Source organism: Sphingobium sp. RSMS (assembly GCF_005406185.4).
In the GTDB taxonomy this organism is placed as follows: Bacteria; Pseudomonadota; Alphaproteobacteria; order Sphingomonadales; family Sphingomonadaceae; genus Sphingobium; species Sphingobium fuliginis.
Map to the genome: position 1 here is coordinate 3,237,056 of NZ_CM191257.1, position 12,542 is coordinate 3,249,597.

General features: G+C 65.3%; 8 protein-coding genes and 1 tRNA gene. 1 reads left to right on the top strand and 8 read right to left on the bottom strand.

Translation table 11 applies throughout. From position 1 onward, the window contains the following. Positions 1-61: 61 nt before the first annotated feature. The 5 genes from EGM87_RS15775 to EGM87_RS15795 form a co-directional block, all read right to left on the bottom strand. On the bottom strand, positions 62-1,054 hold the full coding sequence (locus EGM87_RS15775; RefSeq protein ID WP_137709608.1) for a winged helix DNA-binding protein: 993 nt from the start codon (positions 1,052-1,054) through the stop codon (positions 62-64). 270 nt (positions 1,055-1,324) lie between these two features. After that, positions 1,325-2,176: a D-amino-acid transaminase gene (locus EGM87_RS15780; RefSeq protein ID WP_137709607.1), complete on the bottom strand. Its 852-nt coding sequence runs from the start codon at positions 2,174-2,176 to the stop codon at positions 1,325-1,327. Between the two features lie 115 nt (positions 2,177-2,291). After that, complete coding sequence (gene rpoN / locus EGM87_RS15785; protein WP_137709606.1) at positions 2,292-3,806, bottom strand: RNA polymerase factor sigma-54; 1,515 nt, start codon at positions 3,804-3,806, stop codon at positions 2,292-2,294. 48 nt (positions 3,807-3,854) lie between these two features. After that, positions 3,855-4,640, bottom strand: coding sequence for an LPS export ABC transporter ATP-binding protein (gene lptB / locus EGM87_RS15790; protein WP_137709605.1), 786 nt, complete (start codon positions 4,638-4,640; stop codon positions 3,855-3,857). Between the two features lie 305 nt (positions 4,641-4,945). Then, positions 4,946-5,032, bottom strand: a tRNA-Leu gene (locus EGM87_RS15795). A 148-nt stretch (positions 5,033-5,180) separates the two neighbouring features. Between EGM87_RS15795 and EGM87_RS15800 the strand changes: the two genes are divergently transcribed. Next, complete coding sequence (locus EGM87_RS15800; protein ID WP_137709604.1) at positions 5,181-5,612, top strand: hypothetical protein; 432 nt, start codon at positions 5,181-5,183, stop codon at positions 5,610-5,612. Between the two features lie 54 nt (positions 5,613-5,666). On the opposite strand, the gene gltB is transcribed toward EGM87_RS15800, so the two are convergent. From gltB to EGM87_RS15815, 3 genes are all read right to left on the bottom strand, one after another. Then, positions 5,667-10,205 (bottom strand): glutamate synthase large subunit, encoded by a 4,539-nt coding sequence (gene gltB, locus EGM87_RS15805; protein WP_025549948.1) that lies wholly within the window; start codon positions 10,203-10,205, stop codon positions 5,667-5,669. A gap of 86 nt (positions 10,206-10,291) precedes the next feature. Then, positions 10,292-11,002: a DUF2059 domain-containing protein gene (locus EGM87_RS15810; protein ID WP_137709603.1), complete on the bottom strand. Its 711-nt coding sequence runs from the start codon at positions 11,000-11,002 to the stop codon at positions 10,292-10,294. Beyond that, a complete protein-coding gene (locus EGM87_RS15815; RefSeq protein WP_025549946.1) occupies positions 11,002-12,453 on the bottom strand; it encodes an NAD(P)-dependent oxidoreductase in 1,452 nt (483 codons plus the stop codon). Before EGM87_RS15815 ends, EGM87_RS15810 begins: the two co-directional genes overlap by 1 nt. Between the last annotated feature and the right edge of the window lie 89 nt (positions 12,454-12,542).

The following is a 12,542-nucleotide window of genomic DNA, read 5'->3' on the forward strand; positions in this document are numbered from 1 at the left end:
CCGGTGCGCGCCTATCTACGGCAATCCGGGCGTCGGTCAAGCGGCGATGCGCACCGGTACGTCACGCGCACAGGAAACGGCGGCTGGCGGTGAACCAGCGGGTCAGCGCCTCTGCCGTATGGTCGGCCAGCGCGATGAAGACGCGGCGCCCGTCATGCGGATCGGCCTGCCTGTCGACAAAGCCCATCTCGGTCAGCGTCCTGATCCAGCGCAGCGCGGTGGTGGGCGGCACGGCCGATGCGATGCACAGGCTGGACACGGACACGCGCTCATGCTCCAGCCGCGCCGCCAGCAGGTCCAGCAGCATGTCCCAGGCCGGGTCAGCGAACAGATCGGCGGGCAGGAAATCGTCGCGCAATCGACGCGCCCGCAACAGGTCGCGCACCTGCGCCGCTTCCAGGGCCGCGGCATCGGCGGACTTGTCGGCGCTGCCGATCGGTTCCAGCGCCGGCATGCCGATATAGTCGCTGGGCTCGTCCGATATGCGGGGCCCCAGGTCGAAGGACGGCGTCGCATGGCGCGGGCGCAGCGTCAGCGCCTCCAGCGTGCGGGCGAGGCGGCTCACCTCGTCGCTCAACTGTTGCAACCGCAGGCCTTCATTATCCCGGTTCGCTTCGTGCAGCGATCCGGACGGCCTCTGGCGGGCGGCCGCCAGAAGGGCGGCGGCCAGATCCGTATGCCCCGGCCGGCAAAGCAATTGCGTCCGCTCGCTGCGCAGGCAGGCATAGGCAAGATCGACGGTTCCCAGATCGGCCACCAATATGACCGGCATGTCGTTCTGCAGGGCCAAGGTCTCGATCTGCACCAGCAGCCGCTCGATCATCGGATCGGGCGTCGGGCAGAAGCACAGGATGATGTCGCAGCCGATCTGCACGTCCAGCCGGGTCGACGCCTGGTCCAGCGGCACCGTGCCCAGCAGCCGAAGGCCCGCCGCCTGGCTCAGCATCGCGGCGTCGTCCAGATAGATGTCGTCGGCCAGGATCAGCAGGCCCGGCCGCTCGTCCCCGCGCGCCGAAGGGTTGGTCCAGGGATGCGCCGAAACCGATCTCATCATGATCCAAACCCACGCCGAAAATCTCCATCCTGTTTGTTCCAGCTTATCGCAACGCCGTCGTTACGCAGCCAAACCATTCTCCATTATGGAGATAATGCCGCCCATCGCGTTCATGGAGCGCCCTGTAAACGGCTCTTTTCCGGCCTCACCGTAACGGACCGCCAAAATGGAGCCTCGATCCCCGCCGAAATGGCGGGAATGGCGGCATTCCCTTAGTTCATCCGAAATGGATCAAGTTTTGCGCGTTCTTTTGCTCAAACCGCCTTTTGCTCAGACAGCGGTGCGCCGCGCAAAGTCGATATAGAGCGTGCGCAGCCGCATCGCGAGCGGGCCGGGCTTGCCGTCCCCGATGGCCCGGCCGTCGATCCGCACCACCGACTGGCAGAGCGTCGACGCGCTGGTGATGAAGGCTTCCTTCGCCGCCAATGCCTCGGCAACGGTGAAGGGGCGGCGGACGATGGCGATGCCGCTTTCCTCTGCCAGTGCGGTCAGCGCCGCGCCGGTGCAGCCCGCCAGCACTGCCTGACTATAGGGCCGGGTGACGATGCCCTCCTCCGTCACGATGAAGGCGGTGGACGAAGCCCCCTCCGTGACGAAGCCGTCCTCGACCATCCAGGCCTCCTGCGCGCCTGCTTCGGCGGCGGCGCGCTTGGCCATGGCCTGGGCGAGCAGGCCGACGCTCTTGATGTCGCGCCGCGCCCAGCGCAGGTCGGGCATGGTCGCGACCGCGATCCCGTTGCGCACGGCGGGCACGTCGAGGAAAGGCTTGGCCTGGACGAACATGACCAGCGTGGGCTGGATGCCGGGCGAGGGCAGGAAATCGCGGGTCGCATCGGCGCCGCGCGTGATCTGGAGATAGACCAGCCCCTCGGCCAGCGCATTGCGCGCCACCAGTTCCTTCTGCGCTGCCTCGATCTCTGCGAGGGAGAGGGGCAGTGCGATGCCGATCGCTTGGGTGGACCGCTCCAGCCGGGCGAGATGGGACGCGCTGTCGACCAGCTTGCCGTCGATCACCGCCGCGACCTCATAAATGCCGTCCGCGAACAGGAAGCCGCGATCCAGCACGGACAGCTGGGCTTGTTCCAGCGGCAGGAAGCGGCCGTTCAGATAGGCGATGGACATGGGATGACGATGAAATCCTTGAGGGAATAGATGGCTGATGTTGCCGCTTGTGTCGGCCGGGTCAAGCTTATGAGCGGATTTGTACCCTCTCCCCTTCCCCGCCTCTAAACCCGCGCTAAGCCGCCTGCCCGCGCAACGCCTTCTGCCGCCGCCGCTGCACCGATGACCCGATCCCCATCGCCTCGCGATATTTGGCGACGGTGCGGCGGGCGATGTCCATGCCCTTGGCGCGCAGCAGGTCGACCAGCGTGTCGTCGGACAATATGGCGTCCGGAGTCTCCGCCGCGATCAGCGCCTTGATGTGGCTCTTGACCGCCTCGGCCGACACCGCGCCGTCGCCGCCGGCCGCAGAAACGCCGCTGGTGAAGAAATATTTGAGTTCGTAAAGCCCGCGCGGGCAGGACAGATATTTGTTCGACGTCACCCGGCTGACGGTCGATTCATGCATCTGGATCGCATCGGCCACGGCCTTCAGCGTCAGCGGCTTCAGATGCTCCACCCCCTTGCGGAAGAAATCCTCCTGCTGGCGGACGATCTCGCTCGCGACCTTGATGATGGTCTTCTGCCGCTGGTCGAGCGCCTTGACCAGCCAGTTGGCGCTGGCGAGGCAATCGGCCAGCCATGCTTTCGAGGTCTTGTCCTGCGGACCGGACGCCAGCTCGACATAATAGGTCCGGTTGATCAGCACGCGGGGCAGGGTGGCGCTGTTGACCTCGATCGCCCAGCCCTCCCGCGTCGGCCGCACGAACAGGTCGGGCGTCACCGGCGCGGCGCTCTCGGTGGAAAAGCGCAGGCCGGGCTTGGGATCATAGCCGCGCAGCTCGCGGATCATGTCCGCCATATCCTCCTCATCCACGCCGCAGATCCGGCGCAACTGGGGCAGGGCGCCCCTGGCGAGCAGGTCCAGATTGGCGAGCAGCTTCGCCATGCAGGGATCGTAGCGGTCGACCTCTTTCGCCTGCAACGCCAGACATTCCGCCAGCGACCGCGCGCCAACCCCGGTCGGATCGAAACCCTGGATCACCGCCAGCACCTGTTCGACCTGAAAGAGCGGCACCCCCATGCCATGGGCGGTCTCCAGCAGATTGGCCTCCAGATAGCCGGCCTCATCGATCTGCCCGATCAATTGCGCGGCGATCATCAGGTCCATGCCCGACAGCGCGCTGCGGGCCTGATCCATCAGATGTTCCTGAAGGCCCTGCTCCGGATTGGCGAAGCTGTCGAAATCGGGCGCCTCGCCGCTGCCGCCGGACAGCAGGTCCACGCCGCCGGAACCGATGGCCGCCGTCGCCATCCGGTCGCCCGGCCCATCGTCGATGAAGGTCTCCGCGCTATAGTCGACGTCCAGCGGCGAATCCGCGCCGCCCAGACCCTGGCCGATCAACTGGTCGGCATCGCCGGTCTCGGCGCGCAGGTCATGCTGTTCTGCCGCCCGGTCCACGCCGTCGGCGGGCGGCGCGAAATCATCCGCTCCGCCGGATTCCAATAACGGGTTCTTTTCCAGTTCGCCCGCGACGAACGCCTCGATCTCCAGATTGGACAGCGCCAGCAGCTTGATCGCCTGCTGAAGCTGCGGCGTCATCACCAGCGACTGGCTCTGCCGCAGGTCGAGACGGGGCGCGAGCGCCATCAGCCTTCCCCCTCGCCGCCGTCAGGAAGGACCCGCCCGCCGCCCATGTCAGAGCGAGAAATTCTCGCCCAGATAGAGCCGACGCACATCGGCATTGGCGACCAGCTCCGTCGGGCTGCCCGCGAACAGCACCTTGCCGTCATAAATGATGCAGGCGCGGTCCACGATCTCCAGCGTCTCGCGGACATTATGGTCGGTGATGAGGACGCCGATGCCGCGCGTCTTCAACTGCTTCACCAGGTCGCGAATATCCGCGATGGACAGCGGATCGATGCCCGCGAACGGCTCGTCCAGCAGCACGATCGACGGATTGGCCGCCAAGGCGCGGGCGATCTCGCACCGCCGCCGCTCGCCGCCCGACAGCGCCATGGCGGAGGAATCGCGCAGCCGGGTCAGGCCGAATTCCTCCAGCAACTGTTCCAGCCGCGCCTGCCGCGCCGCCCTGTCCGGTTCCGCCAGTTCCAGCACCGCGCCGATATTCTGGGCCACGGTAAGGCCCCGGAAGATCGATGTTTCCTGCGGCAGATAGCCCAGCCCCAATATCGACCGGCGGTACATGGGCAGGCCGGTGATGTCCTGCCCGTCCAGCACGATGCGGCCATGGTCCGGCCGCACCAGCCCCATCACCGAATAGAAGCAGGTCGTCTTGCCCGCGCCATTGGGGCCGAGCAGGCCGACCACCTCGCCCTTGCCGACGGTCAGCGACACATCGGCCAGCACGACGCGCTTGTCATAGCTTCTGGCGATGGAGATGACGGACAGGCCTTCTCCCACTTCCTGCGGGGGAAGGGGCGATGCCGGGGCTGAGCGGTCCTGCATCATCACGTCGTCCATCACGTCATCCTTGCTGCCGCATGCTTCTTGCGGGTTGAATCCGTGACCCGTGCGGCAATTGGCAAGCTTTGTGCATGGGATCGCCGCCGGGGCAAGGGGAAAATGGTTCCATGCGCCTTTTAGGGCTGTGAAACGCCGCAAGATTGGGACTGGCGGTGGCGCTTTCAATGACGATGGCGGGAAGCATCCTCGGTTGGCGAGCGCGCCCGGCCAGATTTTCCAACCAGCCAACCATATGCCGCCCGCATACGCATCGCTGCGTCCCCGAACTTGGCGATGATGGGACTATTGGATCTCAAGGAAAATGGTGCGGTCGAGAAGACTCGAACTTCCACGGCCTTTCGGCCACAACGACCTCAACGTTGCGCGTCTACCAATTCCGCCACGACCGCACATTTTCCGGGAACCGGCGGGGCCGGTGCCTTGGTAGGAGGCGGCCCTTAGCAAAGGCTTTTTCCTCATGCAACAACCGATCTTCATTTGCGTTGTTTTGGTAGGAGAAAGTCAGGGGCGGGTGAAGGATAGAGGAAGGGTTGCCCCATGTCCGCGCGTTTCTGGTTGTTTTCATGTGCATGTGCCGGGGTGGCGCTGACCGGCGGCTTCGGTCTGGGCCTGTACGCCACGACACAGCCCAGGCCTGGAACCGAAACCTCCTTGCCGCAGGCGGTCAGCCCCGACGGGACCGGTTACGACATGGGGTCGGCCGATCTGACCGGCCCCGCCATCGTTCGCTGCGACGGCTGCGGTCCGACGCTTGCGGACAGGCAGATGGCGGCCGACATGGCTGGCTGGGACGGAATGAACGATCCTGTGGTGCGCGATTATGCGGCGCAGGGGGATGAGATGGCGCCTGATCATGCCGAACCGCCCCAGACCGTCCGGACGTTGCCGGCCTCCATCGAAAGATTCGCCAATGGCGAGAGCGAAGGCAGTTTCCAGCCCGTCCGGATCGCGCAGGCGCCCGAAAGCTGAACGTCCGCCGAGGAAGCCCCGGCGGACGCTGCCCTGTCTTACTGAACCGGCCGCTTATTCGGCGGCAACGACCTGCGTCGGCGCATCGCTCAGCGGATGGGCGAGGCGGTTCACCATTTCCTTCGGGCAGACCTGCCAGAAGTAGCGGCGCCAGCGGTCCCAATCGTCCAGGATCGTGTTCGACCATTTGCTGTCGGTCGCCACCGCATGCTGAGCGATCAGCGCCTTCAGCTCCGCCTCCCAATGAGCGCTTTCCAGCCGCTGCCAGACGATGCTTTCCGGATTGGCGCGCGTCGGGAAGCTGCCGTCCTCGTCCAGGATGAAGGCCATGCCGCCCGTCATGCCCGCGCCGAAATTGGCGCCGGTCCTGCCCAGGATGACCGCGGTGCCGCCGGTCATATATTCGCAGCCGTTCGCGCCGCAGCCCTCGACCACCACCTGCGCGCCCGAATTGCGGACGGCGAAGCGTTCCCCGGCCTGTCCCGCCGCGAACAGCTTCCCGCTGGTCGCGCCGTAGAGCACGGTGTTGCCGATGATGGTGTTGTCCTTGCTCGACAGCGGCGAGGACACCGTGGTGCGCACGGTGATGATGCCGCCCGACAGCCCCTTGCCGACATAGTCGTTGGCGTCGCCGAAGACCTCCAGCTTGATGCCCTTGCACAGGAAGGCGCCCAGCGACTGGCCGGCCGAACCGCGCAGCCGCACGGTCAGATGGCCGTCCGCCAGCGTCGACATGCCGAACTTCTCCGTGACGGCGGCCGACAGGCGGGTGCCCACGGCGCGATGCGTGTTGCGCACCGTATAGGTGAGCTGCATCTTCTCGCCGCGTTCGAACACCGCGCGGGCATCCTTCATCATCTGCGCGTCAAGGCTGTCGGGCACCGGGTTGCGCCATTCCGTCAGGCTGAAACGGCGCTGGTCGTCGGGCGCGTCCACCTTGGCGAGGATCGGGTTGAGGTCCAGATCGTCCAGATGCTCGGCGCCGCGATTGACCTGCTTGAGCAGTTCGGTCCGCCCGATCACCTCGTCCAGGCTGCGATAGCCCAGACGCGCCAGAATCTCGCGAACCTCTTCCGCGATGAAGGTCATGAGGTTGATGACCTTCTCCGGCGTGCCGGTGAACTTCTCGCGCAGGCGCTCGTCCTGCACGCAGACGCCGACGGGGCAGGTGTTGCTGTGGCACTGGCGCACCATGATGCAGCCCATGGCGACCAGCGACAGCGTGCCGATGCCGAACTCTTCCGCGCCCAATATCGCCGCGATCACGATGTCGCGGCCGGTCTTGAGCCCGCCGTCGGTGCGTAGCTTCACGCGATGCCGTAGGCCGTTCAGCGTCAGCACCTGGTTGGCTTCCGACAGGCCCATTTCCCAGGGCGTGCCCGCATATTTCACCGAAGTCTGCGGCGAAGCGCCGGTGCCGCCGACATGGCCCGCGACCAGGATGACGTCTGCGTGGGCCTTCGCCACGCCCGCCGCCACGGTGCCGATGCCCGCCTGGCTGACCAGCTTCACGCAGACGCGGGCGCGGGGATTGATCATCTTGCAGTCGTAGATGAGCTGCGCCAGATCCTCGATCGAGTAGATGTCATGGTGCGGCGGCGGCGAGATCAGCGTCACGCCGGGCGTCGCATGGCGCAACTTGGCGATGAACTCCGTCACCTTGAAGCCGGGGAGCTGGCCGCCCTCGCCGGGCTTGGCGCCCTGCGCGACCTTGATCTCGATTTCCTCGGCCGACCCCAAATACTCCGCATGGACGCCGAAGCGGCCCGACGCGATCTGCTTGATCACCGAATTGGCGTTGTCGCCATTCTCATAGGGCTTGAAGCGGTTCGCATCCTCGCCCCCTTCGCCCGACACGGCCTTGGCGCCGATACGGTTCATGGCGATGGCCAGCGTCTCATGCGCCTCCGGAGAGAGCGCGCCGAGCGACATGCCCGGCGTCACGAAGCGCTTGCGGATTTCCGTGGTCGCCTCGACCTCGTCGATCGGCACCGCCTCGCGGGCGAAGTTGAACTCCAGCAGGTCGCGCAGATAGACCGGCGGCAAATCGCGCACGCCGCGCGAGAATTGCAGATAGGTCGAATAGCTGTCGGTCGCCACCGAGGTCTGCAACAGGTGCATCAGCTGCGCCGAATAGGCATGCGTCTCGCCGCCATTGCGCTGGCGGTAGAAGCCGCCGACCGGCAAGCGCACGATGGCGCTGTCATAGGCGGTGTCGTGGCGCAGCTTCGCGCTGTAGTGGAGCGACTGATAGCCCTCGCCCGAAATCTTCGCGGGCATTCCGGGGAACAGGTCGTTGACCAGCGCGCGGCTGAGGCCCACCGCTTCGAAATTATAGCCGCCGCGATAGCTGCTGATGACCGCGATGCCCATTTTGGACATGATCTTCAGCAGGCCTTCGTTGATGGCGATGCGATAGCGTTCGAAGCAGGCGTCCAGCGTCAGATCGCCGAACAGCCCCCGCGCATGGCGGTCGGCGATGCTGGCTTCGGCCAGATAGGCGTTCACCGTGGTCGCGCCGACGCCGATCAGCACCGCGAAATAATGGGTGTCGAGCGCTTCGGCGCAGCGCACGTTGATCGACGCATAGCTGCGCAGGCCCTTGCGGACGAGATGCGTATGCACCGCCGCCGCCGCCAGCACGCCGGCGATGGCGACGCGGTCGGCGTTGACATGCTCGTCGGTCAGGAAGATTTCGGTGCGGCCCTCGCGCACGGCCTGTTCCGCTTCCTCCCGGATGCGGGCGATGGCGGCGCGCAACTGCTCCTGCCCGCCCTCGGCCGGGAAGGTGCAGTCGATCTCGGCCACCGCAGGGCCGAAATGCCCCTTCAGCTTCGCCCATTCGGACGAGGTCAGCACCGGCGAATCCAGCACCAGCACATGGCTGTTCTGCGCGTCCTGCTCCAATATGTTGTGGAGGTTGGAAAAGCGCGTCTTCAGGCTCATGACGTACCGTTCCCGCAGCGGATCGATCGGCGGGTTGGTGACCTGGCTGAAATTCTGGCGGAAGAAATGGCTGACCGTGCGCGGCTTGTCGGAAATGACGGCCAGCGGCGTGTCGTCGCCCATCGATCCGACGGCTTCCTTCGCATCCTCGACCATCGGCGCGAGGATCAGCTCCATGTCCTCAAGCGTCAGGTTGGCGGCGACCTGACGGCGCGTCAGTTCGGCCTTGTCCCATGAAGGCAGGGCACTGGGCACATCGCCCAGATCATTGACCGTCATGAAGTCCTTGATCAGTTCCGAATAGGGGCGCTCGCCGGCAATCTGGTCCTTGATCTCATGATCGTCGTAGATCGTGCCTTCCTGCAGGTCGACGGCGATCATCTGGCCCGGACCCATGCGGCCCTTCCGCACGATGGTGGTTTCGGGAACGACGACCATGCCGGTTTCCGAACCCACGATCAGCAGATTGTCGCCGGTCAGCGTGTAGCGCAGCGGGCGCAGCGCATTGCGGTCGACGCCCGCCACGACCCAGCGGCCGTCGGTCATCGCCAGCGCGGCGGGGCCGTCCCACGGCTCCATCACGGAGGCGAGATATTCATACATGTCCGCATGCGCCTGGGGCAGTTCGGCGCTGGCCGACTGATAGGCTTCGGGCACGAGCATCAGCTTGGCAGTCGGCGCGTCGCGGCCCGAACGGCAGATCGCCTCGAACACGGCGTCGAGCGCGGCGGTGTCGGACGCGCCCGCCGGTATCACCGGCTTGATGTCCTCCGACTGCTCCCCGAAGGCGAGCGAAGCCATCTTGATCTCGTGGCTCTTCATCCAGTTCTTGTTGCCGCGGATGGTGTTGATCTCACCATTATGCGCGAGCGTGCGGAACGGCTGGGCCAGCCACCATTGCGGGAAGGTGTTGGTCGAATAGCGCTGGTGGAAGATCGCGACCCGGCTCTCGAACCGCTCGTCCTGCAGGTCCGGATAGAAGACCGACAGCGATTCCGCGAGGAACAGGCCCTTGTAGATGATCGAGCGGCACGACAGCGAGCAGATGTAGAAATCCTGAATCTGCGCGGCGATCACCTTCTTCTCGATCCGGCGGCGGATGAGGTAGAGGTCCTTTTCGAACTCGGCCTGATCGCGCTCTTCCGGCATGGGACCGGCGATCATGATCTGCTCGATTTCCGGACGGGTGCGCTGCGCCTTCTCCCCGATGACGGAGACGTCGACGGGCACCTGGCGCCAGCCATAGATGGTGTAGCCCGCGTCGATGATCTCGGCCTCGACGATGGTGCGGCAGGTTTCCTGCGCGCTCAAATCCGTGCGCGGCAGGAAGATCATGCCGACGGCAAGGCGGTTGGGCAGCGGCTTGTGGCCGGAGTCGGCAATGGCGTCATCGAAGAAACGCACCGGCAGGTCGACATGGATGCCCGCGCCGTCGCCGGTCTTGCCGTCGGCGTCCACGGCGCCACGGTGCCAGACGGCCTTCAGCGCGTCGATGGCGCTGGCGACCACGCGACGGCTCGGGCGGCCGTCCGTCGCGGCGACCAGTCCGACGCCGCAGGCATCGCCTTCCATTTCCGGGTGATACATGCCCTCGGCCGCGATCCGTGCGCGTTCTTCGGGGCTGGCCATGAAATTGGTGTCGGTCATGATGACTTACCCTTGCATGTGGCCGTCCCTGTCTTTGGGTAAGGCCGCTGTCATTCCGTTGGTTGCCGGCATCGCCGGCGCTTTTGTCAGTGGGCTTTCTTGGCGTCCGCGCCGAGCAATGCGGTGAGACGCTCGCGTTCAGCCTTCGTCAGATCATTATAGGTTCGCGGCTTGGGCAGCTTGGCGAGTTCCGCCGTGGAGGATTTCATGATCTCCGGCATGGCCTGCATCATTTCAGGCATGATCTTCTGCATCCGCCCGATATAATGCGGGTCGGCGGCCAGCTCCATGAAGCCCGCGCCGAACTTGGCGCCGACGGGCGTTTTCAGGAACGCACCGATCTGATCAAGCTCGGCCGCGCTGTAGCGATGGGCGAACGCTTCCGCCATGCCTTCCCGCATGTCCGGTTCATAACGTCCCATGAAACGACCCATGGCCGGCATCATGCTGTTGACGATCACGTCCATCCGCTTGCGGAAATTGGGATCGATGATCGCCATCATTTCCTCGATCGTGCCTTCACCCAGATGTTCCGCCCGTTCCGGGTCGAGGCCGCCGACCTTCAGGAACTCGCGGATCGGCATCCTGGTCATGCCGTCCATCATCGGTCCCATCATCTTCTGCATCATCGGCCCCATCATCTTTTCCATGGTGCCGTTGGGCAGGATGACGGCGGCAATCGGCTGAGCCTTGGTCAGCAGTGCCGGATCGACAGACTGGACGGCTGCCGCCTGAACCGGGGTCTGCGCGTCAGCCGCGATCGGCGTCGCCAGCAGGAGGAGGAGGGCGGCGCGCATCAGGCCGCCTGCCTTTCCCCGGCCGCCGCCTTGGCCTTCGCCTTCAGGTAGCGGTGCATATGTTCGGTCACGTCGCGGCCGTCGCGGATCGCCCAGACCACCAGCGAAGCGCCGCGCACGATGTCGCCCGCCGCGAACACGCCGTCCATGCTGGTCATCATCGTCTTGTGATCGACGCGCAGCGTGCCCCAGCGTGTGACGGACAGGTCTTCCGCGCCGAACAGCCTGGGCAGTTCCTCCGGATCGTAACCCAGCGCCTTGATGACGAGGTCCGCTTCCAGCGTGTGCTCCGTGCCGGGATCGGGTTCCGGCGCGCGGCGGCCCGATGCGTCGGGCTGGCCAAGGCGCATCTTCGTGACCTTGACACCGGTCACATGCTCCGTGCCTTCAAAGGCGATGGGCGCGGAAAGCCAGACGAATTCAACGCCCTCTTCCTCGGCATTGGCGACCTCGCGCTGCGATCCGGGCATATTGTCGCGGTCGCGGCGATAGAGGCACTTCACCGAAGTCGCGCCCTGACGCACGGCGGTGCGGACGCAGTCCATGGCCGTATCGCCGCCGCCGATGACGACGACCTTCTTGCCATTGGCGTGCAGCGAACCGTCCTCATGTTCCGGCACGGCGTCGCCGAAACCGGCCTTGTTGGAGGCGATCAGGAAGTCGAGCGCCTTGACCACGCCCGGCGCGCCGACGCCCGGCGCCTTGATGTCGCGCGGCTTGTACACGCCGGTCGCGATCAGGATGGCGTCATGGCGGCCGCGCAGCTCCTCCATGGTCGCGTCGCGGCCGACCTCGAAGCTTTCGTGGAAGACGATGCCGCCGTCCTTCAGCCGCTGGATGCGGCGCATGACCACATCCTTCTCCAGCTTGAAGCCGGGAATGCCATAGGTCAGCAGCCCGCCCGCCCGGTCGTGCCGGTCATAGACATGCACCTCATAGCCTGCGACCCGCAGATATTCGGCGGTCGTCAGACCCGCCGGACCCGCGCCGATCACGCCGACCGACTGGCCGGTGGGCGCGCCGGGGACCAGCGGTTCGACCCAGCCTTCCTTCCAGGCGGTGTCGGTGATGAACTTTTCGACCGAACCGATGGTGACGGAACCGTGACCCGAAAATTCGATGACGCAATTGCCTTCGCACAGACGGTCCTGCGGGCAGATGCGGCCGCAGATTTCCGGCATGGTGCTGGTCAGGTTGCTGAGTTCATAGGCTTCGCGCAGCCGCCCTTCGGCGGTCAGGCGCAGCCAGTCGGGGATATGGTTGTGCAACGGGCAATGGGTCGAGCAATAGGGCACGCCGCATTGCGAGCAGCGCGACGCCTGTTCCTCCGCCCGATCCAATATGAAGCTGCGGCTGATTTCCAGAAAATCGTCGGCGCGATCGTCGGCCGAACGCTTCTCGGGATAGGCTTGGCCCGTTCCCACGAATTTCAGCATTGGATTGTCTGCCATGATGAGTCCCTGAAATGAATTTGCAGGGAGCGCATAGCAGAAAAACCCGCAGAGTCACGCGGATTCTACAGATTATGTCAGTATGATTG

Coding starts and splice junctions, on each gene's coding strand:
- EGM87_RS15775 (WP_137709608.1), bottom strand. CDS start 1,054: ATGATGAGATCGGTTTCGGCGCATCCCTGGACCAACCCTTCGGCGCGC.
- EGM87_RS15780 (WP_137709607.1), bottom strand. CDS start 2,176: ATGTCCATCGCCTATCTGAACGGCCGCTTCCTGCCGCTGGAACAAGCC.
- rpoN (WP_137709606.1), bottom strand. CDS start 3,806: ATGGCGCTCGCGCCCCGTCTCGACCTGCGGCAGAGCCAGTCGCTGGTG.
- lptB (WP_137709605.1), bottom strand. CDS start 4,640: ATGGACGACGTGATGATGCAGGACCGCTCAGCCCCGGCATCGCCCCTT.
- EGM87_RS15800 (WP_137709604.1), top strand. CDS start 5,181: ATGTCCGCGCGTTTCTGGTTGTTTTCATGTGCATGTGCCGGGGTGGCG.
- gltB (WP_025549948.1), bottom strand. CDS start 10,205: ATGACCGACACCAATTTCATGGCCAGCCCCGAAGAACGCGCACGGATC.
- EGM87_RS15810 (WP_137709603.1), bottom strand. CDS start 11,002: ATGCGCGCCGCCCTCCTCCTCCTGCTGGCGACGCCGATCGCGGCTGAC.
- EGM87_RS15815 (WP_025549946.1), bottom strand. CDS start 12,453: ATGGCAGACAATCCAATGCTGAAATTCGTGGGAACGGGCCAAGCCTAT.